Below are 23,719 nucleotides of genomic sequence, written 5' to 3'. Positions count from 1 at the left end.
TACGAGTACGCTTGTTTTCAGCCTCTCACTCCCTGAATGCCTATTTCTTTGTCAATGTTCTACTTGACTTCTTACCGCATGTCTTGTGATTATAATTTTACGGCCCAAAAGAGGCCGTAATCAATCATCCCTAAGCGCAAGGCGCAATGAGAAGCCAACACGTGTTCATAAACATGGTCCAGATTGGCCCCGGTGCGCCACTTGAGATAACGTTTGTATAGTTGGTACAGCCAACGAAATTTAGAAAGCCATAGAAAAATGATACAGTCTCTATTGAGAATGTCAAGATTGTATTTGGTTACAATTTCGGCGCGATGTGGCTCAAAACCCGCCCCGATTAGGGCCTCTTTGTAGCTGTCCAGGGTTTCCAGGTAGGGTACATCCCAGACCCGCAAAAACTCATCATAAATCTGGCGATTTTCAGCCGAGGCCATAGCAATTTTGTTTACAACCAGCAAGTCGGCAAAAGCAAAAACCCCGCCTGATTTTAACACCCGTCTGGCTTCTTGTAAAAAAGCGGGTTTATCCGCAAAGTGGGCCGGCGACTCGATAGACCAGGCCAGGGCGAAGGAGGCATCGGCCAGCGGCAGGCAATGCGCATGGCCCATGCCAAAACAAACCTGCGGCCAGACTTGTTGATGGCGGGCATTGCGGGCGGCCCGGCGAGCATTGTAAGGCGTAAGGTCTAGGCCCACCACCTTCAAGCCATATCTCTGGCGAGCATGAATGGCTGCCCCGCCGCGCCCCGAAGCTATATCTAATAGGTGATGGTCTGCCGCGTGGCGGCCGGCGGCATGCAGGTCTAACAAACCGTCGGCCAGCCGATTGATCAACCGCAAGTGGCTGTTGGCGTGAAGATGGTACTGGCCCGGGTTGGAGTAACCCACGTTGAGGTAAGACTCCATATCTGACCATTGGCCGAGGTAACTATACAGATCGGCATGAGCATTGCGATAGCTGTATTGGCCGTGCACGTCGCTCACGCGCCAGGTGGGGTTTTTGACGGCGCGGGCGGTTTCAGGTGGGTTTTGCATTGGGTTGACATTGCTTGCCGGGCTATTTTTTGGTTCTTTAATTTGAACCGTAGCCCTGCCAAATTATACCCAGGTATGTGATTTGGGGAAAGTCTAAGAACGGATTATGTGTAGCTAGTCCGGCATCGCCCAGCTTGAATAGAGATTGCGTACTGCGTATTTGTTTACGCAACAGGTAATACGCAGTACGCCTTGAAGTGACTGTCACCTGATAAATTTGGATCTACTGATCCTGCATGGAGATTCTTTGCTCGTTCCTCGCTCAGAATGACATGACCTGAATAATTACCAAGTCTATAACATAACCGCACCTGGTTACCTGCTGCATTGTCTCACTTGCTGCCCGTTATTTCAAAATGAGTGGCAAGTATGACTTATAATTGAGTTCGATAACGGAAACCTTCGCCACAAATGCATCCCAGTTGCCATTGTAAGTGAGATTTGGCCCAACGGTTACGGGGAAGGTTTCGGATGAGTCTGTGATCCCGGTGATGTAGGCGTTGCCGGCCGAGTCCGTCGCAATATCCAGGGCAAAATCCCAGTCGCCGTCGCCGCCGATGTAGCCGGCGTAGACTAATCCTGTGCCATCCGCTGTCACCTTGGCCACAAACCCATCCAAAAGGCCGCCATTATAGGTGAGGTCCGGCCCGTTCGTCACAGGAAAGGTGGCTTCAGTTGAGTTGGTTGCGCCGACAAGGTAGAGGTTATCAGTTGAGTCCAGGTCGTTACGGTGAGCATAGTCGCGGCCATTGCCGCCGATGTAGCCGCAATAGTCCAGCCCGGTGCCGTCCGCCTTCACCCTGGCCACAAACGCATCGTCGCCGCCATTGTGGGTCAGGTCCGGCCCGACGGCCACGGGGAAGGATGCTGCGGTTGAGCCGGTTTCGCCGCTGATGTAGGCGTTGCCCGCCGCGTCCACCGCAATGCCCCAGCCATAGTCGTCGCCGCTGCCGCCAATGTAGCCGGCGTAAACTAATCCTGTGCCGTCCGCTTTCACCTTGGCCACAAACCCATCTTCGCCGCCATTGTAAGTGAGGTCCGGCCCAACGGCCACGGGAAAGGTGGCTTCGGATGAGGTTGTGCCCCCGGTAAGGTAGGCGTTGCCCGCCGCGTCCACGTCAATATTCCAGGCCTCATCCTGGTTGTTGCCGCCGATGTAGCCGGCGTAGACTAATCCTGTGCCATCTGCTGTCACCTTGGCCACGAACCCATCATAGGTGCCGCCATTGTAAGTAGTATCCGGTCCGACGGTCACGGGGAAGGATGTTTCGGTCGAGGCCGTGTCTCCGGTGAGGTAAACGTTGCCCGCCGCATCCAGGGCCATGTGATGGGCATAGTCGTTGCTACTACCACCGATATAGCCGCAATAGTCCAGCCCGGTGCCGTCCGCCTTCACCCTGGCCACAAACGCATCGTAGCCGCCATTGTGGGTCAGGTCCGGTCCAACGGTCACAGGGAAGGTGGCCTGGGTCGAGTTGGTTTCGCCGGCGATGTAGGCGTTGCCTGCCGCGTCCACCGCAATGCCCCAGCCATAGTCGTTGCCGCTGCCGCCAATATAGCCGGCGTAAACTAATCCTGTGCCGTCCGCTTTCACCTTGGCCACAAAAACCTCGTCGTTACTGTTGGAGGTCAGGTCCGGCCCGACGGTCACGGGAAAGGATGTTTCGGTCGAGGCAGTGTCGCCGATGATGTAGGCGTTGCCCGCCGCGTCCACGGCAATACCTTCGCTCTCCTCCCAATTGCTGCCGCCAATGTAACCGCAATAAACCAACACGGCCGGGTCAATCACCAGCGGCAAGGCGGGATTGTATGCGCCCACGTGGAAACCATAGGTCGTGGCATCGTCTAACATATACTCCACCGCAATTGGCACGCGTTCTCCGTTTGCTTCTTGATACGCCACAGGCGTTTCATCCTGGAAACCACCGGCGGGTGTGTTCACCTCCAACTGCCCGGTATCGTTTACCCGCAAGGTCGCGCCGCGATACGCCAGCCGAATCTGGGCCGGGTCTGCGCCTGGCTGAACAACGAACTCGTACTTGAGCCGATGGGCCGTGCCCCTGTACACCAGGTCAATGCCATCCCACAAATCGCGGTAAATGATTTGGGCGTAGGTTGGCAGCCCGGTGCGCCACTGCTCGCGCGATCCCTTGAAGTACGAGATGGTCGCGCCGGTCCGATCTTGCCCGATGGGGCGCACGGGATTCGCCTGCACAAAGTCAAAATTGACAATCCAACGGTTTTTCTCTCCTTCAGGATGGTTGGCCGTGAGGCCGGTCAGCGCAAAGGTAATGCCCTGGGGGGTGAAGTAAAGCGTCTTGTCGTTGCCCTGGACGTAATAGGCGACGCGAGCGTCCATCTGCCCCTGGTTGGCGATGAAGTAGAGGGGCATTTGGCCCCAATCGGTTTGGACACGTGTCGTTGTGGGCGTCATTGGCGCGGATGGCGCAGATAGCGCCAGCAGTATGGCCAGCAAAAAGATTGTTGAGAGCAGGTATTTGATTCGCATAGTTTTTCTCCTGTTTGGTTGGTGTTATGGATATTCATCTTTGGTGTTGACAGACCGCGTCCGAAAGAAGGCTATCAATTCCTCCAGGCTTCCAAAGCCGTACCGCCGGTGCGTGCGGATATTCTCCACACTGTAGCGCCACACGGGGGGACACTTGGGTGATGCCGGTCGCTCTTGCCACAGACGGAGCAGGTAGACTTGGTAAGTAGGGTCTTGGTCAAGTTTCACAGGCATCTCTCTTTTCTTTCAACGCGGTATGTGTTACTATTGTAACTGGCGAGCGTTGAAAAACCGTTGAAAACGGCACCTGCTTCACGGGACAATGATGATGAGCAAAAAGAGGGAAAATGCTTGGCTAAAGCTGCAACTCCTGGGTGGCTGCGAGATCCGGTGCCCCGACGGCCCGTTGCACCTGGAAACTGCCAAAACCAACGCGTTATTGGCCTATCTGGCCATGCAGCCCGGCCCCCAGCAACGTCACAAGTTAATGGGCCTGCTTTGGGGGGACCTGCCGGAGCCTAACGCCCGCCGTAACCTGCGCCGCGCCTTGTGGAATCTGCGCCGACAACTCGACCACCCCACTGCCTCCTCCTCCTTTATTCTTACCACCCACCAGACCGTGGAATTCAACCGTGAGAGTGATTATTGGCTGGATGCCAAAGAGTTTGAGAGATTGGCAAACGGCGAAACCGGTAAGGCCGTAGAACTGTACAGGGGTGATTTCCTCGAAGGGTTCTACGTGCATGATGCGCCGGCCTTTGAGGAGTGGATGCTGGCAGAACGGGAGCGACTGCGGACGCTAGTTCTGCTGGCTCTGCAACGGCTGGGGGAATACCATGCCGCGCGAGGCGAGTACGCTGCCGGCGCCGAGTATATAACCCGGCTGCTGGCGTTGGCTCCCTGGCGAGAAGAGACCCACCGCGAATTGATGCGCTTGCTGGCCCTCACCGGGCAGCGCAGCGCGGCCCTGGCCCAATATGAGGAATGTCGGCGCATGCTAAAAGCAGAGTTGGGATTGGAGCCGCTGGAAGAGACCACAATGCTATACGAGCGAATCCGACAGGGAGTGGAGGAGACGTCGCTCCTGCGCCTCCGCGCCGTTGCTTCCCCGTTCCCTTTCGTGGGGCGAGAAGCAGAACACGCGACGCTGGTGAATTGGTGGGAATCGTCACGGCGCGACGCAAGCCATCTGGCGCTGGTAGAGGGCGAGGCTGGCGTGGGCAAGACGCGCCTGGTGGAAGAGGTGATTCGCTACGCCGAGACCCAGGGGACGACAGTGTTACGTGGACATTGTTACGAGTTCGGCAGTGGCGTCCCCTATCAGCCCATCGCCGAGGCCCTGCGGGAGGTTTTGGGCAGAGCGGCGGAGGGCCAGAGGAACAGGGAAGAAACTTCCGCTTCTCCGCTTCTCTGCGCCCTTGCCCCGGTCTGGCTGGCCGAGTTATCGCGCCTGCTGCCCGAATTGCAACTGGCATTTCCCGATTTGCCGGAACCGATGGATGCCTTTGATGAAGCTGCCCGCCAGCGACTCTTTGAGGCCGTGGTCCACTTCCTGCAAGCGGAGGTCAAACGTCGGCGGCCTGGCTTGAGCCTTGTCTTGAGCGAAGCCGAAGGAATAGTCGAAAGACCCGTGATCGTCTTCCTCGACGACCTCCACTGGGCTGACCAATCCACCCTCGACTTGCTCCACTACCTGGTGCGCCGGCTGGCCGAAACACCGATCTGGTTTGTGGGGGCGTACCGGCCGGAGGAGGTCAGCCTAAATCATTCGCTAACCCGGCTGCGGCAGAGTCTTGGGCGCGATCGCCGGGCGAATCGGCTGGTTTTGGGGCCGCTTTCCGGCGAGGTGGTGAAGGAACTGGCCCGGTCCCTGGTCGGAGAGCAGGAAGGGGCAATTCTGGGCGACTGGCTCTATCGCGAGAGCGAAGGCAATCCGTTCATCCTGGTCGAGACGGTGAACGATTTGCAGGAGCAGGGCGCGCTTGTGGCAAGCCCTTTGGTTTCATTTGGGATAGGCGATGTTGCCCCACTGCCTGGCCAAGATGGACATTGGGTGTGGACCGGCGCGCCGCCAGTCGAGGCGTTGCCGGCTAGCGTGCAGGACATTGTGCTGCAGCGAGTAGGGCGGCTGGAGGAAGCGGCGCAGCGACTCTTAACGCTGGCGGCGGTCATCGGCCGACAGTTCGACGCCACACTCCTGCAAGCTGCTGCCGGGCCAGATGCAGACGTTGTGGACGAAAGTCTGGATGAGTGGTTGACCCGTCGCCTGATCACCCCTCAGTCGGGTAACGGCCCCGGGACTTGGGATTTTAGCCACGATAAGATACGGGCTGCGGTTTATTATGCGGCCGGGAGAGATCGGCGGCGGATGCTCCACCAGCGAGTGGGGGAGGTACTGGAACGGTTGTTCCCCGATCGGATTGAGGAGCAAGTAGGGTTACTGGCTCATCATTGGGAACAAGCCGGGGAGCCGGCCAAGGCGACAGAGTACCTATTGCGCGCCGGCGACCAGGCCCGCCTGGTTTACGCTCACCAAGAGGCCGTTGATTACTACCAGCGGGCGCTGGCGTTCCTGAAGAGCCAGGGATGTGCCGGGCGCGAACGAGCGGCGCGGACACTGTTGAGATTGGGGTTGACTTACCACAACGCCTTCGACTTCCAGCGGTCGCGCCAGGCATACAATGAAGGTTTTGAGCTGTGGCAGCGGGCGAGCCAGACTCCAGAAAAGGCCCAGCCCACCGCCCCCCACCCGCTCAAAACGACCTGGGACGATCCGCCGACCCTGGATCCAACAATGGCCGACGACATCACTTCAATCGGCCTGATAAACCAACTCTTCAGCGGGCTGGTGGGCTTGAGCGCCGAGATGGGGGTCGAGCCTGGCATAGCCCGCCATTGGGAGGTGTTGGCAGGCGGGCGCAGGTTCGTCTTCCACCTGCGAAACGACGTGCGGTGGAGCGATGGCGTCCCGGTGACGGCCGGAGACTTTGCCTATGCCTGGAAACGGAATCTGGATCCGGCTACCGGGTCGCCCGTGGCTAACCTGCTGTACGATGTTAAGGGGGCCAGAGCCTTTCATCAGGGGGAGGCCGGGCGGGAGGACGTAGGGGTACGCGCCCTCGATGAGTTTACCTTGCTTGTGGAACTGGACGAGCCAACAGGCTATTTTCTCCAACTGCTGACGCAAAGCGCCTGCTATCCGGTGCCCCAACACGTAGTGGAGGCGCACGGTGAGGCGTGGACGGAAATGGGGAACATTGTCACCAATGGACCTTTCAGGCTGGATGCCTGGTCACAGGGCCAGTCCATTGTTTTGTCACGCAATCCGGAATATCACGGTCAGTTCACGGGCAACCTGGAGCGTGTAGAACTGCTTTTGCAGCGTATGGAACCGGCGGCCAAATTGGAGATATATGAGGCGGATGGCCTGGACATCCTGGACTTGCCATCATTGGAGGTGGATCGAGCGCGACAGAATCACGCCGGAGAATTCATTTCGTTCCCAACGCTGTATACCGAGTACGTGGGGTTTGACACAAGCCGGCCGCCCTTCGACGACTCTCGCGCACGCCGGGCCTTTGCCCTGGCCACCGACAGGGAAACGCTGGCGCATGTCGCTTTTAGGGGGTATGTTTCTCCGGCTACGGGTGGATTCGTGCCGCCGGGCATCCCCGGCCACTCGGCGGGGATCGGTTTGCCGTACGATCCGGCGCAGGCGCGCCGCTTACTGGCCGAGGCCGGTTATCCGGGGGGCCGTGGTTTTCCCGGCGTGGATTCGCCAACACGTCGAGCTGTTTTGCCTCACCCTGAGTACCTGCAGACGCAGTGGTGGGAGAACCTGGGCATAGAGATCACGTGGAAGGTTATGGAGTGGGCAACCTATCTCGAAAAACTGGAAGAGCCGCCCCACATGTTTCTTATGGGGTGGCTGGCCGATTATCACGACCCTGACAACTTTCTGAGGGTGGGTCTTTGGCGGGAGAGAGTCAGATGGCGCAATGAAGGCTATGATAGGTTGGTGGAAGAAGCCCGGAGGATTACGGACCAGGGAGCGCGAATGCAGTTGTACAGGCAAGCGGAGAGGATTCTGGTTGAGGAAGCGGCAATCATACCGCTCTACTACGGACGACAGCACTTGCTGATGAAACCATGGGTAAGCAAGTTCCTCCCCACATCGGCTGCCGGGAGGCCACGTTGGAAGGACGTGGTCATTGAGCCGCATTGGTGACTTGTTACAGCCGGTCCTGGCTGCGGACGCCTGTCCTGAGGCTGTTGAAGGAATTGATGACCAGCCGCACGCTAAGCATCGTGAGTCTGATTTAATCAATTGGGTGCATTTCAAATGAGTCGAAAAAAGGGCCGCAGGCCGGGGGATTTGGGGGGTATCCCCCCAACTTCTCCTCTCTCTGACTCAAATGAAACACACCCTAATCAATTGCCTGGAGATTCGGCTCAAACCGGGCGGCGGATTTTTGGTCTAATTGGGCCAGTTTGTGCCAGGTTTGGGCATATAAATCCTGAATTTCATCTTGATAAAGGGCGTAAGCCATTGGCTCAGAGTTTTGGGCGCAACGCGATAGGGTGGCCAGGGTGTCGGCGCAGAGTTGGATATTTTGTTTTTTGCGCAAGTATTTGGGGGTCGGTTTCGGCTCGCCTTGCCTCACAATTTTGCGGAGTTGGGTGGCGTCGCGCAGGCGGGCGCGCCATTTTTGCCGGCGGGACTCATCGGCCAAGCCGGACAGTTTTTCGTAACAATCTTCAAATCGGTAAGCCTTGAACCACGCCTCCAATTGAGCTTCGGGCACGGGCGCGGTTAGGGAATTTAGGTCCAGTTGACTACCGTCAAGCTCCCGCAAATGCTCGTAGAGATTTTGATAAACGGCCTGCTCATCGGGCGAGAGGAAGGGGGTAGTCTGTTTGAGGAGGGCGCCAACTTTATCCAACGATTTAGCTGCGCTTTCACCGGCTTGCCGTTGGGCCTGGGCCGTAGCCAGGTAAAGGCGTAAAGTATTGGTCAAAAAAGCGATGGTTGACTCTGATGACGGGGATTCCAGCAGCGGTTTATAAAAGTCAAGGACCTGGGCCAGGGTTTGCTGGCGTTCTTCTAAAATTTGGCTCATGATCAAAAGGCGGTCCGCTTGCTTCTCCAAGTGGTCAAATTCCTGATTGAGTTTGGCCCTGTCCCATCGTCCCACCTGGCGCAAAGCCTTGAGCGTGGCTGCCGACAGGCTGATGTCATCAAACAGCTCATAGCCGCCGGCCAGGGCGCGGTCCAGCGCCGGGCCGGGGTTGGTAAATAGTTCCTGTTGGTCCTGCTTGATTTGCTGCTCAAGTTGCCGCACTTCAGCCAACTCCTGGCGTACTTGTTGAATAGTAGCAGGTTTAAGCGTAAAATCCGGCGGTAGTTGGAGCAGGATTTCCAGAAGGTTGACCCGTTCGGCCAGGCGGCCGGGGCTGGGACGGCCGGCGGCCAACTCCTGCCGATTTTGCGCCAATTGTTGTAGCACGGGTTCCAGGGCCAGTTTGACCTTCTCTTTTTCAGACTCTTGTTCCAGCCGGTTGAGCAATTTGGCAATGCTGTCGCCCCAACGATTTTTGACCAAATCTTCGGCCAGGGCCGGCCAGAAGTTGGCGGTTTGGCCCGGCTTGAGCGCGCCGGCGGCGGGGGTTTTGTCGGCGGAGGGTAGCGGCGCCCGGCCTGTACCGGCCAGGACAGCCGAGCGGGCATTGGCCTCCAGGATGGCTTGCAGACGTTGTAAGTCCTCTACGGTGGGTTCATAGGCTGCCGGCCAATGCGTAATGGCCTGGCGAAGCGAGCGGCAGTTTGCCAGCGGTTGCCTGGCTTGCTCCGGCTGAACGTACAGTGTCTGGTTGATCGCCTCGTACTCTGTCCAAAAGGCGGCTTCATTTTCCAAGGGGTTTAGTTTAGCCAGGCACTCCGGCGGGAGTAAAGTAGCCAGTTTGGACAGATTCTGCTGGGCGGTAGGGCCGTTTTTGCCCAGCAAGGGGCGCAAGATTCCCTCAACCAGCAGTTCTTGCAATTCGGCAAATTCCTGGGCCGCTTCGGCCAGGCCGGTTGTGTCGCCGGTTTTGATGAGCGCGTCTTTGGCCAGATTCAGTAAATCAAAACCCAATTGCAAACGATTCACGTCGCCCAATTCTTGCGGCTGTTGGACTTTGTCTTTCAACTCTTGTAATTGCGTTTCCACTTCGGAGAACTGCGGGGAAGCCAGTTTTCTGATCAAGTCCGGGGCGGCCTGCGCTACCGGATCATAAGCCCATAAACGGGCTTGCGCCAGGCCGGTGACCGGCTCCCTGCTGTCCAGGCGTTGGGCCAGGTCAAATTGGATCCAGGCCAGGTCGGCCTGTGTCCGGTCCAGGTGGGCCTGGGCTTTGGCCAGATGGTTGCGGGCCTGGCGGGCCAACTCTTGGGGTTGTTGCCGGTAAAAATTGGCCTGTTGACCCAATAGATCGGCCAGCTCCTGCCAGCGGCGAAATTGGGGGCCGATGGTTGAACCAAGCGCCCGGCCCAGCATGTACCACCACCCATAACTAACCTTGTCCTGAATTTGGTCAAAATCTTCTCGTTTGGGTTGAAAGCCGGGCGGCATTTGCGGGCCGATGATTAATTCAAACCACAACAACCCAAACCGGCGTAAATCCAGAGCCGGGTTGAAAGTGTCGCTGATTACGTTCCAATCTGTCACCACCAGGTGGCCGGTTTCCGGCGAACCAACCCACCACAAATCTCCCAATTTGCGATCCTGACAACTCAAATTGAGCTGCGCCAGCGTTTGCAACAGATCGGTGTATTGTTGGGCGGCGGTCAGGGCTAATTTTTCGCGGGCCAGGGGGTCGGTTAAATTCTCAAACGTTTCTAATAGAGATTGGTGCAATAAAGGCTGCATCACCAGCGCCCGCCGCCCATCGCTTGAGTTGCCTAATTGCGCATCCGGCAGGGGGATGACATTGGGAAAAGCGCGCGCGCCCCGCGGCAGGGACAACATCGTATCGCGTAATTGACACAAGATGTCATACTCGCGGTCAAGGTAGAGGTTATGGTCTTGATTTTTGGCCAGTTTGACGGCCCATTGCGCGTCGGCAGGCTTTTGCCCTTCCAGATAAGCCGGAAAAACGTGCGCAGTCTCGCCCTGGCCCAGCAAGTCGAGCCGCAAAAAATAGACAGTGTTGTTTGAGACGACCCGGATGCTCATGGTTGACCTCAAATGTGGGAATGCCTGAAGACCCTAAAGCCTGGGGTCGGTGTACCACTTATCAATCAGCGTTTGGGGATAACCCAACTCTATCATCTTCCGCCGAGTCAAATCCAGGGCGTAGGATACGCGCCGGAAACAGACGGTCATTCTATGCCAATCAAGATAACAATAGCTGGCTTCGTAGCCCTCATCCCGCGGCTGCCCCACACTGCCCGGATTGAGATATACAATTTGCCGGCTTAAATTTCCCAGGGCCAGTTGGCCCTGCGGAGTTTCTTCTTGCCACTCGCTCTCTGGGTTAGGCGCAGCCGCAACTCGTCGCCAGAAGAGGGCGCGATGGCTGTGACCCACCACAATCAATTGCGGAAAAAAATCGGCCTGAAGGAGATCGGTTACGGCTTGTTCTGCGTCTACTTTGCCGGTGGTGTACTTGGTCACGGTCCAGGTGGGGTCTGCCGGTTTGGGCACGCCGTGGGCCAGAATCACGCCTGGTTTGGGCTGGGCAATAACCTGGGTTTGCTCAATTTGGGGGCATATCTCCGGGTAAACCGTCCGGCACACCTGGCGATGATAATTGAGCACGGTTCTGGCCTCCTGGTCAAAATACTCCTCACTGAAATATTGTCCCCCGCACAGCCCGTCAACCAGCCCCAGGTCGTGGTTGCCCACCACCCAGGCATTGGGCGCGATGTCCAGTTTTTGCAGGGCGGCCCAACATTGGATCGGCCAGGGGCCGTAGCCTACCACGTCGCCCAGGCACCAAAAGGTTGTGATTTTTTGCCCCATCGCGTCATCCAACACGGCGTTGAGGGCGGGTAAGTTGCCGTGAATGTCGGCCAAAATGGCGACCCGCATGAACTGGTTATCTCCTGAGCAGGCTGCTCTCATCAAAGTTGACAAAAACCGGGTAGGCCGGGCAAAGCTGGCGGCCCCGCCGGATGAGATTGACAATTTGTTGTTTGATTTCCTGGGTCTCGCCGGAGGGACTCAAAATAGTGCTCAACAGGTCTCTTGATTGATGCACCTGGTTCAAGAGGGGTTTCAGATTATCCAGAATCTGCCTGAATTCCTGTTCTTTTTGCTGGAGTTCCTGGATAAGCCGGTCGCACTCCTGGTATTGGTTGTGCAAAAGTTGGGCCTTTTGCCGGGCCTGGTTGAATGTTGCTTCGGCGTGACTATTATTGATTTGTTCCAGAGTTAGCGGCGGCGTTTCCAGGTATTGCAGCACATGCCCCAAAGACCATGTGCCATCCTGGAATACTTCCTGGTGTTTGTCGTTGTCGCTGGTTACGGCGCGGCCCAACTCGATGGCCGGGGCAAAATCGCCGCTGTTGGCCCATTCGGTCATCTTGGCGCGGACGGCTTCCCAATCAACCGCCGGACGGCAACTGGCCTGCCATTTGTTCAGCATTTGCATCACGGTCAATTTTTCGGTGATCACGCCCACCAGAGCGCGGTAACCTCTGATGGTCAGGCCGGTATAGGGGTCTATCACTTCCAGGCCGGCCAACAGTTGGCTTTCGTCGGCGGGGTCCTGGGTATGCATGTAGATCAAACGGTCCTGAACAATTTGGAAATTTTCCTGGGCCATAGCTTCTTTGATTTGAGCCACAGCGGTTTCCAGGTCGGCGCGTTGGCGTTTGGCTGTTTCAATTTCTTTGGGCAATTCCTTCAATCCCCGATGCTGCGCCAGGCCCCGTTGTTCTAATTCCTGAAAACTGTCCTCAATTGTTTCCCAGTGGCCGGTCATCATGGCCACCACAACCTGGTTTTTGATTTCCAGTTGTTTTTCGCGGGCAAAATAGAGCTTTTCCAGAATAAGTTCCAATTCATAGAGCGCGTTGTTCAAATTCAGGGTGCGCTCACCAAGCCTTACGCCCAGGTCAGTCGCATTACGTTCTACCTGGCTCAGGTTGACCAGCCTTTTATGCAACTCTTTAGCCCGGCCAATGTGATTTTTTAAGGCCTGATCGGGCGGGCCATAGCCGCTTGCTTCCAGGTTGCCTACCACCTCCTGCACCTCCGCCGGCAAGCGATGGTAGGTGAGTTTTAGCATCCGTTCGGCCTGCTCTTGAATGTCCGCGTCCGTTTGCAGGGCCAGAATTTTGCACAATAACTCGGCCCGGGCCAGAATGGTGCCGCCGCTTTCGGCCAATTGCGCTACCTCAGCTTTCATCTGGTTGACGGTTTCTTTGACCAAATCCGACCACCACTCCTGTAACTTTTCCGCCTGGTCGGGCGCATCCTCTCTTAACGTCTCAAAAGCCTGACGCGCCTGGCGCAATTCGCTGATGGTGGTTTGGCCCGTCAGTTGGCTGCGGATGGCAAATTTTTGTTTTTCAATTCGCTCGGCTGCTTCGATGAGCGTTTCTATGCGCCGGATGGCGTCGGCATCGGTTTTGGAGAGGGCAGTGGCCAGATGTTCCGCCAAGAACCTGGTTTGGGCAATGGCCATCCGGGCTTCAACATACCGGCCTTCGGTATAGTAAAACTCGGCCAGGTAGCGTTTGAGGGTGGGGTCGTCGTTATAGAGGCGGTTGAGTTCGTTCAGGCGTTGTTCTTTTCCCGCCGGGTCAAAGGTCATTTGGGCGCGGATGAGGTCCTGGTGTTTCCGCGCGTTGCGCCGGCCTTCTACAATCCTGGGGTCGGCAGGAGCCAGTTTAAAAGCGGCTTCCCACAGGTCGCCGGCCCGATCCCAGCGGCTCAATTCCTGCAGGTCGCTGGCTGTTTTAGCGTAAGCCTGGGCCAAGGCCCGGCTGCGCCACTCGGCCAGCCGGGGCGATTGGCAGCGCTCTAGCGCGTGAAGCAGCGCCTCCACCCTGGGCAGGCTAAAATCCCCGGCAGCCACCAGATTTTCCAACTGTTCATCAAGTTCATTGCGCCACTGCGAGGCGGCCTGGCTGATGGCGGCGCGGATTTGGGGAAGCTGGCGTGAAATAGCCTGGCGATACGGCTCCAGCAGAAGATAGGCCGAACGGGCGTCGCCATTTTCCAGCGCGGTTTGAGCTTCTTGCAGGGCCAGGGCAATATCGGTTTCTTGCTGTTCGTCAACGGCAATTTCATCAAGCAGAGACTGGGCGGCAGCGGCGTCGTCGCCGCGCAGGGCAATCACCTGCTGAAAATTTTCCCGCGCCGCCAGATATTGCTCCGGATTTCCGCAGAAACGCGAAGCCTCCAAAAATAGGCGCCGGGCCATAATGCGCTCGATCAAGCGGGGCAGCCGTTCTTCGCCGGAATAGTCTTGCGTGGCCTGGATGGCCGCTTCCTCAATGGGAATCAATTCAGCCGCTTCGGTGGCGGCCAGCATCTTTTCCTCAAGGGTGTGAAATATCTGATCAACGCCTAATTTGAAGTCAATCTGCACCCGCAGGCGTTCAATCTTGGCTATGGCGTGGCGGGATAGGTTGGGGGTGAGCAGGTTGGCTAACTGTTCTTTGGCCTGATCTGGATCGGTTTGGCTCTGGCGGGCAATATTGGCCAGGCGTTCGTCAAATTGTTGCACCTCTTTTTCGGCCTGAACACACTGCTCCAGTGCGGCCTGGCTCTGAGCGTATAAATCCTGGAATTCTTGGTCGCGAGCAAAAATCATCTGGCCGATGTCAACGGCGCGTTGAAACCGATCCTGGGCGGCGGCAAAGTCTTCCAACTCTTGAAACCGCTGGCCGGCCTCGAGCAAGCCGGTGGCCTCTTGGGTGAGCGTGGGCAAAAGACGTTGGCGGGTGTCTGCCAGTTCCGGGGTGAAACGATCTAACGCTTCGGCGGCGTCCAGGGCCAGCCATACTTCAACCGGGTTTTCTTTGTTTAAGGCCGCCTTGACCTGGCTCACGGCTTGTTCTCGCCGCTGCATGGCCGGTTCAATCTTTTCTTTTAACTCTTTTTCCAGAATGCTTCTGGCAAAGTCGCTGGGGTAAGCCAGGGAGAGGGCGTCTTGGATCTTGGCGTAGGCTGCGCCGGGCGATTCGGCCAGCAGTTCGCGGGCTTGCCCCAGGTAATCCTGGGCTTTTTGTTCGGCAAAACGGCTGGCCAGTTTTTTGGCGCGGTCAATACATTCGTCTATGGGCAGGCAGCCCAGATATTCGCCGTTTTCATCAAAAAATTCGGTTTCAGTTTCTCCCCGCTGTTTGATGGCTTCGTAACGATCAACCAATTCTTGCCCTTTTCGGGCCAGAATGAGGGTGGGCGTGCCCACCCATTTGTCTTTAGCCTGGTCTCGTTTTTCAGCCGCCGTTAGTTTGAGGCGCTGCAAGGGGATGACGTGCGGGGCGTCGCCGGCCTTTTTGGAGATTTCGGTCAAAGCCCGTTCGTACTCGGCTACGGCTCGACTGCCCGCGCCAACGTCCTCAAACTCTCTGGCCCGCTGCCAGATTTGCTCTAAGCCCTGTTGGACCTCTTCAATCAGGCGGCGTTCGCGTTCGGCGGCTTCTTTGACCGGCAACTCCGCCCACAGACTCCGGGCTAATTCATTTTGCTCGTCCTGGTTTAACAAAGCCTGTAAAATCTGGCGAGCCTGGCGGTCGTTAAACTGTTCCCGGTCAAAAAGGGCGGTGGCCTCGGTTTCCAGTTGGTTGATGTAACGCTGGCGCGCTTCTGTTAAGGCCTGGCGGCGTTGCTGAATATCGTCCAGCAGCGTGGCGTTATTGTAGGCATACGATGCGGCTTTTTGTAGCGCAATATTGGCCGCCTCGTATTCGCGGTTGTTGGCCAGCCGTTCGGCCTGTTCCACAAACTCGTAAGCAATTTGTAGCGAGTCGTATAAGTCTGATTCGCTCATGCCTGGTGTTCTCCCCGGGAAAAAGGGTCAAGGATCATGTCTCAAGGGTTACGGAGTGGTTTTCATTATGGTTGCCGGGCGGCGGGCAAGCGTCCGCATGGCTTGTGGTCATTCTCTAAAATTAGCCTGGCGGAGTGGAACAAAAAACGCCCGCTGCGTGTATCGTTTCTTTGAAGAAAAGACACAGAAACAGGGGGCGTTGATGGGCGCTCACCGAATTCGGGGCGATAGAAGAACCAACTCTACCCGCAGCTAATTTTAACGTGCCGCCTGCGTGCAGCAGGCGATAGTGACCTAGGTTGTCGTTGATAGTTTAACAAATTCTTAACGTAATTACAATTGAGTAAAAAGTCCTGATGAATTATCAGTTCAGGCCATCGTGTCCATTTCGGCGGCCAGCAGCCTCCGGGCTTGTTTGGCGTCGCGGCCAATTTGGGCCACAAGTTCTTCACTGCTGTTGAATTTTTTTTCGGGGCGCAGGTGTTTGACAAATTCCAGGGTGAGGGATTGGCCGTAGACGGTTTGGTGGAAGTCAAAAATGTACGTTTCAACCGTCGTGCGTCTGTCACCCTCAAAACTGGGGCGTAGGCCAATATTGGTTACGCTGGCCAACCGCTGGTTGCTGCCGGGCAGATGGGCAAATGTAGCGTAAACGCCGTTGGCGGGCAGCAAACGCTCGCCCGGCGCGACTAGGTTGGTGGTGGGAAAACCAAGCTCGCGGCCCCGTTTCATTCCGGCCACCACCTGGCCGGTGATGGAGGGAAAGCGTCCCAAAAAATGCGCGGCCTGCTGCACTTTGCCCGCCAGCAACAAGCGGCGAATGTGGGTGCTGCTGACCACCTGGCCGTCAACCAAAAAAGGAGTAATTTCATGCACGGTGTAGTTGAATGTTTCACCCAGGGCGGTCAAATTTTCAAGATTGCCTGCCCGATTTCGGCCCAGGGCAAAGTCATACCCGGCCCAAAATTCAATCAGGTTAATGCGTTCCGTCACCAGCTTCATAAAGTCATGGGCCGTGGTTTGGGCAAAGGCCAGGGTAAAAGGCAGCACAACGAGCGCGTCAAGGCCCAGTTGTTCAAAAAGGGCTAAACGTTCCGCTAAGGTGGTCAGATAGTCGTTGGCGGGTAGATGGGGGGCTAACACGGTTTTGGGCCGGGGATGAAACGTGATCACGGCGGTTTGGGCTTGCTGTTTTTGGGCCGATTCTTTGAGTTGTTTGAGCAGGGCCTGATGGCCCAGGTGGATGCCGTCAAAGGTGCCAATCGTCAACACGGTTGGCCGGTTGATACGGGTTGAGGTGAGGTCTTGAAAAATTTGCATAGCGTGTCAACATTGATAATTTAGAGGTGAAACACTTTTTTGGGTTGCCAAAGTGTATCATCTGATTTGCCCGGCGTCAAGATGGCTAGAAAGTCTCCTTCAGGCGTGTAAGCCCGGAGCAAATCCGTTTGTCTTTCTCCGGCGGTCTCTAACTCAGTTTCAAGTTTGATCGGGCGCCCGTGCTGGACGTGGAGAACAGCTTCTGGGGTCAACGTAACGCGGGGCAAGTGAGTTATAGCCTGGTCGAGCGGGTAGAGATATTTTTGCCAGGTGGTTGGGTCGGTTTGGGTTTCTTGTTCAAGTTGGGCCAGGGGAACGGCCCCGGCCAAAGACCAGTGGCCGCTGGCGGTGCGAGTCAGTTGGGCCAGGTGCGCCCCCGGGCCGGCTGCCTGGCCTAAATCACGGGCCAGGGAGCGAATGTAGGTGCCCGACGAGCAGACCACGTCGAGGGTTAAATAAGGCGGCTGCCAGGAGACCCAATTTAGGGCATAGATAGTGACCCGGCGGGGAGCAAGTTCTACATTTTGTTTGGCCCTGGCCCATTGATACAGGGGCCGGCCCTCTTTTTTTAAGGCCGAGTAAAGGGGGGGGATTTGTTGGATGTCTCCCAAAAATTGGGGCAGCAACTGGCGCAGGCCGGCTTCGGTTAAGGCGGCAGGATTGTTTGTGGCCGTAATCTGGCCGTCGGCGTCTAAAGTGTCGGTGGTAACGCCAAAACAGACCACGGCCCGGTACTGCTTGCGGCTGGATGTTAAAAACTCAAGCAAACGGGTTGCCTGACCCAGCCCCAGTAGCAGAACGCCGGTGGCCGCCGGGTCTAATGTGCCGGCGTGGCCCACCTTGCGTTGGCCGGTCAATTTTCTTACCCGGACCACGACCCCGTGCGAGGTAAGGCCGGGCGGTTTATTGATATTCAGCAGGCCGTAGGGCTGAGCTGGTTGAACCGGCATTATTCTTTTGCGCCAGCCTCGTTGAATGAATTTTCAGACGCCCTGTCCTCAGACGCCTCGTCCTCAGACGCCTCGTCCTCAGACGCCTCGTCCTCAGACGCCTCGTCCTCAGACGTCTCGCGTTCCTCCTCCTGGATGGCGTCGAGTAAGCGGTCAATATGCAGGCCGTACTCCAGGGAAGTGTCCAGTTTGAAGGTGAGTTCGGGCACGTAGCGCAGCGATAACGATTGGGCCAACTGCCGCCGGAAGTAGCCGCTGGCGCTGGCCAATCCGGCCAGGGTTTCGGCCACGGCGGTGTCGTCCAGGGTAGTGAAATAGACCCGGGCCTGGCGCAAATCAGGGCTAACCTCAACCCCGGTCACGGTCACAAAGCCCAGGCGCGGGTCTTGCGCGTCGTATTGGATCAATTGGCTGATTTCTTCGTGGAGAAGTTCAGCCACTTTGTGCTGGCGCCGGCTGGCCATGGCTAATTGACTCGCTCTTTAACGTAGGCTTCAATGGTGTCTCCTTCCTGAAAATCATTGAAGCCCTCAACCCCAATCCCACATTCAAAACCGGTGGTCACTTCACGGACATCTTCGGTAAAGCGTTTGAGAGAAGAGATTTTGCTTTGGTGCAGCACCTGCTGGTTGCGGACCACGCGGGCCATGGCGTTGCGCGTGATGTGTCCCTCAAGCACGTAGGACCCGGCCACCTGGCCGCGTTTGCCCAGTTTGAACACCGCCCGCACCTCGGCCTGGCCAATTACCTTGTCGGCGTATTCGGGTTCAAGTAAACCTTTCAGGGCCTTGTCAATATCGTCAATGAGCCGGTAGATAACGCTGTACAGGCGAATGTCTATCTCTTCGGCGTCGGCCTGTCTTTCGGCGGCGGGATCAACCTCAACGTTGAAGCCAATGATAATAGCCCCGGAAGCGACGGCCAGGTTCACGTCGGATTCCGAAATGTTGCCGGTTCCTTCCAGCAATATTTTTACCTTCAGGTTATCATCGCCCAAATCTTTGAGCGAGTTGACAATAGGTTCCAACGAACCCTGGACGTCAACTTTGAGGATGAGCCTGAGCGTTTGGTCGCCGCTTTCCCCTCTCTGTTTGAAGAAATCTTCCAAAGAGATCACTCGTTTGGGCGCGCCAGATTGGGTTTGGCGGGCGATGGCCAGGCGTTCTTCGGTGATGGTGCGCGCGGCCCGTTCATTGGGCACAACTTCAAAAAACTCGCCTGCATCGGGCACCTCGGCTAAACCTAAAATTGAAACCGGCATAGACAGCCCGGCTTTTTTGATTTCCTGGCCTCGGTCGTTGAACATGGCCCGAATGCGGCAACATTGCGTGCCAATTACAATGGTGTCGCCCACATTTAAGGTGCCATTTTGGATCAACAGGGTAGCCGATACGCCTCGCCTTTTATCCAATCTGCCTTCAATGACCATGCCTTGGGCCAGCCGATTGGGATTGGCTTGCAGATTGGCTACGTCGGTGACCAGGAGAATGTTTTCTAGTAACTCGTCAACACCTTGATTTTCAGTGGCCGAGATGGGCACGCAGATGGTATCGCCCCCCCAATCTTCCACCACCAGGTCAATATTGGCTAATTCTTGTTTGACTCTTTCCGGGTTGGCATTATCTTTGTCAATTTTGTTGAGCGCCACCAAAATGGGCACGCCGGCGGCGCGGGCATGTTCCACTGCTTCCCGCGTTTGCGGCATCACGCCGTCATCGGCAGCCACTACCAGCACGGCCAAATCGGTGGCCTGGGCGCCACGGGCGCGCATGGCCGTAAAGGCGGCGTGGCCGGGGGTATCCAGAAATGTAATAGATCGGTCGCCAACGTGAACCTGGTAAGCGCCGATGTGTTGGGTAATCCCGCCTGATTCACCTTTAACCACGTGAGTGTGCCGGATGGCGTCGAGCAGGGTGGTTTTGCCATGATCTACATGCCCCAGCACGGTGACCACCGGTGGGCGCGGTTTTAAGTTGGCCGGGTCTTCGTTGGCAATGAGACGTTTTTGGAAGGGGATGATTTTTTCTTTTTGGGGCGTTTCCGGCTCAAGCACTTGCGGCGGCAGAATTTCATAACCCATTTCCTCGCCGATGATGGCCACGGTGTCGAAATCAATTTGCTGATTGATGTTGGCCATAATCCCATTTTTCATCAATTCTTTGATGATGTCAATGGGGCTGATTGACATTAATTCGGCCAACTCTCGCACCGAAATTACCGGCGGCACTTCGATAGTTTTACCGTTGGCTGCTGCTTTTGTTGTTTCTAATTTTTGCACATTCGTTGCCATAATACCCACCTCTTTTTTTGAAAATTTAGTCAAACGGAACCGGGACTGCCTGGCTAGCTAGACAGGCCAAAATAGCCTGCCCGGATAGGACAGCCGCATTTAAACTGTCGGAAATTACACCGACAAATTATTGGGGAAAAATCAATTGTTTGAGGTGATAAGGGTTTAGGACTCAGTAATTCCACATCCTAACCCTGGCGAAGCCGGGGAGAGTGAGGCTTGGGAGGGGAGAAAGTAACCGAAAACCAGTCTGGTCAATTGCTCATAAGCCCCTCACTCCACACGTTCTGGCATGCGTGTTCACCGCTTATTTTCCTTTACCAGCCTCAAAGCCATTAGATTGTTGTGTTATGATGACCTGAATCATCCTTCCCCTGGAATACTACGTTTGGTTATGCTTTTGAAAGTTCGGTTTCAAAATAAATCTGTAACGCTGTTTGCGTTTCAGATGAGATAACGGTTTTTAAGGCTCGCTCCAAAAGATTCTTTTGCAGGCTCTTTTCCCAACAAGCGGCCCGGCGACACAAATAAGCGCCGCGGCCATTGGCCTTGCCGGTTGGGTCAACTATAATGGTGCCTGCCGGGGTGCGAACCACCCGAATCAAATCGCGTTTATCCTTTGTCTCGCGGCAAGCAATGCACGTTCGTTGCGGTTTGTGTTTGGGCCGGGCCATTTCAAATTGATTTTAGTAATCGTCCTCGTCAAAATCAAGCCAATCTTCCCCGCGGCGGCTGCGCTTGCGACGACGTTCGGCCACAACCTCGCCGAGCCTTTCATCATAAACCAGGCGGCGTTTCTTTTGGCGGGCCTTTTTCCGGGCTTCTTCTTTGGACTTATCAAACTCGTCCTCATCTTCCCATTCGTCTGTTAGCATTTCCTCAAATTTAGCCGGTTCAGGTTCAACAGCAACTTCTGGCTCAATTTCAGCTTCAACCGCACCGGTTGGTTCAAGTTCTTCTGTGGGTTCAACTTCTTCTGTTGTTTCGATTTCGGGTTCAGGTTCCACTTCAACTTCAGACTCAACCAAGGTTTCGGCTTCAGCCAGTAATGCTTCTGCTTCAGCAGCAATATCCGCCAACTCCGGCTCTTCCACCTCGCTTACCTCTTCCGCCGCCTCTTCAATCTCTTCTGGTTCAGTTTCGGCAAGGGCCGGGGTTATTTTTTCTAAGGTTGGGTCAGGTTTGGGCACCTGGCCGCTCAAAATGGCTTCGGCTTCGCTCAGGATGTCTATGGCCGCAAGGGCTGCTTTGGCTTCAGCTTCTCGTTGCGCCTTTCGCTCGTTGGCAATAGCCATTTTAGCCAGGTTGACCATCTCAATGGCTTCACTAAAAATGTTCAGTTCGCCGTCGGTGTATTCAATGGGTTCTTTGGCCGCGGCAATAGCTTCGGCCATGTTGAAAATTTCCAGCCTGTCGGCCAGCCGTGTTCGCACCGCTTCGTCGTGTTTAACCACATCAATTGTTTCCTGAATGGCTTCACTGGCGCTTTTAATATCAATCCGCCAGTTGGTGAGTTTGGCGGCCAGCCGGGCGTTCTGCCCCTCTTTGCCAATAGCCAGCGACAATTGTTTATCCGGCACCACCACCACGGCCGTTTTGCCGTTGATGTCGTCGAGCAATACGTTCATCACTTTGGCCGGGCTGAGCGAATTGGCGATAAAATAGGACACGTCGGGATTCCACTGCACCACATCAATTTTTTCGCCGCTCAGTTCGTTAACAATGTTTTGAATCCGGGTGCCCCGCATGCCCACGCAGGAGCCAACCGGGTCAACGCCTTCTTGCAACGCCGCCACCGCTACTTTAGAGCGGTAGCCGGCCTCGCGGGCGATGGATTTGATTTCAACGGTGCCGTTGTATATTTCCGGCACTTCCACTTCTAACAACCGGCGCAGCATATTGCGGTGCGTGCGCGAAACCACAATGTGCGGGCCGCGACTGCCTTTGCTAACGGTAGCCACGTAAGCTCGCAACCGTTGCCCTTCGGAGTAATGCTCGGTGGGAATTTGTTCGTTCCGGGGTAAATAGGCCTCTACCTTGCCCAATGAGAGCGTTACTTGATGGGCGTCTATTTTGTGGACCGTGCCGTTGACAATCTCGCCTTCACGTTCAACGTAACTGCTATAAAGCGCATCGCGTTCAGCTTCGCGGATGCGTTGCAGAATGACCTGCTTGGCCGTTTGAGCCGCAATGCGGCCAAAATCGGCCGGCGTATTTTCAATAGAAACCAACCCCCCAATCTCAACCTGCGGGTTGATCTTTTTGGCATCTTTTAACGAGATTTCAGTTGTTTCGTCTTCAACCGTTTCCACCACCGCCTTTTCAATGAAAATCTGAGGCTCTCCTGTTTTTGGCTCAATTTGAGCGGTTACGTGATTTCCATCAAAATTGCGTTTATAGGCAGAAATAAGGGCTACTTCAACGGCTTCCAGGACAATGTCGGTGGGCAATTGCCGCTCATGACAAACCTGGTTGATTGCCATCATAAAATCATTCTTCACAACCTATTGAGCCTCCTGACTCAAAAAAACATGTCTAACAATGAAGAAAAAAAAGTGGGCGAGACCCACTTTCCAGGTGCACAACTCTTTCCTCAACTGGTTAAAATTATACCATGAACTATTTCGGCTGGCAAGTAAACAGAGCCGGAAATTTACGGTGGCGGCCTGCCCAACAACGCTTCTGCCCCCACCGCGCCCACCACTTCAGCTGCCAAAATCACCGCCCGCCGCGCCGCCGTCGTCGCCGATTCTCCCCGGGCCAAACCGGCCAGGGTAGCGCCGCAAAACGTGTCGCCGGCGCCCGTGGGGTCTAATTCCGTAGCCGGGTGGCCGGGAACGTGAGTCACTTTTTTACCCTCAATCACCAAAGCCCCGGCCTGGCCCAGGGTGACAAATAACAGGGCCTCGCTGCGCGTTTTGGCTCTGTCCAGGCGGCCAAATAAGCCGTTGGCTTCATTTTCATTCATAAAAAACAGGTCGGCCTGGGCAAACAAACGGCGGACGCGCCCGGCGTCGCCATAAACAAGCCGGGCATAAGTGCCCACCGAGATAAGAGGCCGCTGAAGATTAACATCTGCCCGATGTGCTTTCAGGTTATTCAAAAAATCAAGTTGTCGCTGCGCTGTGCTCAAGGCCGCCAGGTGCACAATCCGGGCCTGGGCTATTTCAGCCGGCATCGTGTCTGGGATCAATTCTTCCTCGGCCCCCCACCGGGCCTGGCGCAGGGTGGCCTGGCCGCCGCCGTGATGCTCAATTTCCAAACGGGGCAGCCTATCAGGCGTAATTACCGGCCCAAGCCAATGCAAACGTTCGGCCACAGGTTGGAGCGGCTCGGGCATCGGCTCAGGCCGGGGGGCAAACAAACCCGCCCCGGCCCCGGCGCAATGGGCGGCCAGCGCCGTGTACAACCCGGCCCCGCCCGCTGCGGCCACCTTCTGCCCGGCCAAATGCAGCACATCCAACGAAGCCGTGCCGATAACAAAAACATCGGCGGCTATCTGTTTAACCATTATCCCATCTCTACTTTCTTATTTGAGAACGTGTTTCTTAAATACATCGGCATGTCATTTCGAGGAGCTTGGAAGCGGAAGCGACTGAAGCGACGAGAAATCTACTTCAGGCGGATG

At 56.0% G+C, this 23,719-nt stretch carries 14 protein-coding genes; 1 reads left to right on the top strand and 13 read right to left on the bottom strand.

The window, feature by feature from the left end:
* Positions 1 to 89: 89 nt before the first annotated feature.
* From JW953_14530 to JW953_14520, 3 genes are all read right to left on the bottom strand, one after another.
* Positions 90 to 1,034 carry a methyltransferase domain-containing protein gene (locus JW953_14530; protein ID MBN1993913.1) on the bottom strand — a complete coding sequence of 315 codons (945 nt, stop codon included), beginning with the start codon at positions 1,032 to 1,034 and terminating at the stop codon, positions 90 to 92.
* Between the two features lie 346 nt (positions 1,035 to 1,380).
* A complete protein-coding gene (locus JW953_14525) occupies positions 1,381 to 3,543 on the bottom strand; it encodes an SBBP repeat-containing protein (GenBank protein MBN1993912.1) in 2,163 nt (720 codons plus the stop codon).
* Between the two features lie 24 nt (positions 3,544 to 3,567).
* Positions 3,568 to 3,771 carry a hypothetical protein gene (locus JW953_14520; GenBank protein MBN1993911.1) on the bottom strand — a complete coding sequence of 68 codons (204 nt, stop codon included), beginning with the start codon at positions 3,769 to 3,771 and terminating at the stop codon, positions 3,568 to 3,570.
* 100 nt (positions 3,772 to 3,871) lie between these two features.
* On the opposite strand from JW953_14520, the gene JW953_14515 reads away from it, so the two are divergent.
* On the top strand, positions 3,872 to 7,771 hold the full coding sequence (locus JW953_14515; GenBank protein MBN1993910.1) for an AAA family ATPase: 3,900 nt from the start codon (positions 3,872 to 3,874) through the stop codon (positions 7,769 to 7,771).
* Between the two features lie 199 nt (positions 7,772 to 7,970).
* Here the strand turns inward: JW953_14515 and JW953_14510 are convergent, their stop codons facing one another.
* The 10 genes from JW953_14510 to JW953_14465 all read right to left on the bottom strand — a co-directional run bounded on the left by JW953_14510 (position 7,971) and on the right by JW953_14465 (position 23,602).
* Positions 7,971 to 10,757: a hypothetical protein gene (locus JW953_14510; GenBank protein MBN1993909.1), complete on the bottom strand. Its 2,787-nt coding sequence runs from the start codon at positions 10,755 to 10,757 to the stop codon at positions 7,971 to 7,973.
* A 33-nt stretch (positions 10,758 to 10,790) separates the two neighbouring features.
* Positions 10,791 to 11,615 (bottom strand): metallophosphoesterase family protein, encoded by an 825-nt coding sequence (locus JW953_14505; GenBank protein ID MBN1993908.1) that lies wholly within the window; start codon positions 11,613 to 11,615, stop codon positions 10,791 to 10,793.
* Between the two features lie 7 nt (positions 11,616 to 11,622).
* A complete protein-coding gene (locus tag JW953_14500) occupies positions 11,623 to 15,531 on the bottom strand; it encodes a hypothetical protein (GenBank protein ID MBN1993907.1) in 3,909 nt (1,302 codons plus the stop codon).
* Between the two features lie 369 nt (positions 15,532 to 15,900).
* The gene (locus tag JW953_14495; protein MBN1993906.1) at positions 15,901 to 16,851 is read right to left on the bottom strand and encodes a bifunctional riboflavin kinase/FAD synthetase; all 951 of its coding nucleotides are present in this window, start codon (positions 16,849 to 16,851) and stop codon (positions 15,901 to 15,903) included.
* A 20-nt stretch (positions 16,852 to 16,871) separates the two neighbouring features.
* Entirely contained in the window at positions 16,872 to 17,801 is a 930-nt protein-coding gene (truB, locus tag JW953_14490; GenBank protein ID MBN1993905.1) for a tRNA pseudouridine(55) synthase TruB, read from the bottom strand.
* On the bottom strand, positions 17,801 to 18,265 hold the full coding sequence (gene rbfA, locus JW953_14485) for a 30S ribosome-binding factor RbfA (protein ID MBN1993904.1): 465 nt from the start codon (positions 18,263 to 18,265) through the stop codon (positions 17,801 to 17,803). The genes truB and rbfA overlap by 1 nt, the downstream gene beginning before the upstream one ends.
* Positions 18,266 to 18,267: 2 nt before the next feature.
* Positions 18,268 to 20,091: a translation initiation factor IF-2 gene (gene infB, locus JW953_14480; GenBank protein MBN1993903.1), complete on the bottom strand. Its 1,824-nt coding sequence runs from the start codon at positions 20,089 to 20,091 to the stop codon at positions 18,268 to 18,270.
* A 392-nt stretch (positions 20,092 to 20,483) separates the two neighbouring features.
* Positions 20,484 to 20,765, bottom strand: coding sequence for a YlxR family protein (locus tag JW953_14475; GenBank protein MBN1993902.1), 282 nt, complete (start codon positions 20,763 to 20,765; stop codon positions 20,484 to 20,486).
* A gap of 12 nt (positions 20,766 to 20,777) precedes the next feature.
* The gene (gene nusA / locus JW953_14470) at positions 20,778 to 22,592 is read right to left on the bottom strand and encodes a transcription termination/antitermination protein NusA (GenBank protein ID MBN1993901.1); all 1,815 of its coding nucleotides are present in this window, start codon (positions 22,590 to 22,592) and stop codon (positions 20,778 to 20,780) included.
* A gap of 152 nt (positions 22,593 to 22,744) precedes the next feature.
* The gene (locus tag JW953_14465; protein MBN1993900.1) at positions 22,745 to 23,602 is read right to left on the bottom strand and encodes a hypothetical protein; all 858 of its coding nucleotides are present in this window, start codon (positions 23,600 to 23,602) and stop codon (positions 22,745 to 22,747) included.
* Positions 23,603 to 23,719: the final 117 nt, after the last annotated feature.

The organism is Anaerolineae bacterium (assembly GCA_016931895.1).
Lineage (GTDB): Bacteria > Chloroflexota > Anaerolineae > 4572-78 > J111 > JAFGNV01.
Note: the sequence above shows the minus strand (reverse complement) of the source record. Positions and strands in the feature narration are given on the sequence as shown.

Bases quoted from the DNA above. Each gene is read 5' to 3' on its own strand.
- JW953_14530 (MBN1993913.1), bottom strand. From the start codon at position 1,034: ATGCAAAACCCACCTGAAACCGCCCGCGCCGTCAAAAACCCCACCTGG.
- JW953_14525 (MBN1993912.1), bottom strand. From the start codon at position 3,543: ATGCGAATCAAATACCTGCTCTCAACAATCTTTTTGCTGGCCATACTG.
- JW953_14515 (MBN1993910.1), top strand. From the start codon at position 3,872: ATGAGCAAAAAGAGGGAAAATGCTTGGCTAAAGCTGCAACTCCTGGGT.
- JW953_14510 (MBN1993909.1), bottom strand. From the start codon at position 10,757: ATGAGCATCCGGGTCGTCTCAAACAACACTGTCTATTTTTTGCGGCTC.
- JW953_14505 (MBN1993908.1), bottom strand. From the start codon at position 11,615: ATGCGGGTCGCCATTTTGGCCGACATTCACGGCAACTTACCCGCCCTC.
- JW953_14500 (MBN1993907.1), bottom strand. From the start codon at position 15,531: ATGAGCGAATCAGACTTATACGACTCGCTACAAATTGCTTACGAGTTT.
- JW953_14495 (MBN1993906.1), bottom strand. From the start codon at position 16,851: ATGCAAATTTTTCAAGACCTCACCTCAACCCGTATCAACCGGCCAACC.
- truB (MBN1993905.1), bottom strand. From the start codon at position 17,801: ATGCCGGTTCAACCAGCTCAGCCCTACGGCCTGCTGAATATCAATAAA.
- rbfA (MBN1993904.1), bottom strand. From the start codon at position 18,265: ATGGCCAGCCGGCGCCAGCACAAAGTGGCTGAACTTCTCCACGAAGAA.
- infB (MBN1993903.1), bottom strand. From the start codon at position 20,091: ATGGCAACGAATGTGCAAAAATTAGAAACAACAAAAGCAGCAGCCAAC.
- JW953_14475 (MBN1993902.1), bottom strand. From the start codon at position 20,765: ATGGCCCGGCCCAAACACAAACCGCAACGAACGTGCATTGCTTGCCGC.
- JW953_14465 (MBN1993900.1), bottom strand. From the start codon at position 23,602: ATGGTTAAACAGATAGCCGCCGATGTTTTTGTTATCGGCACGGCTTCG.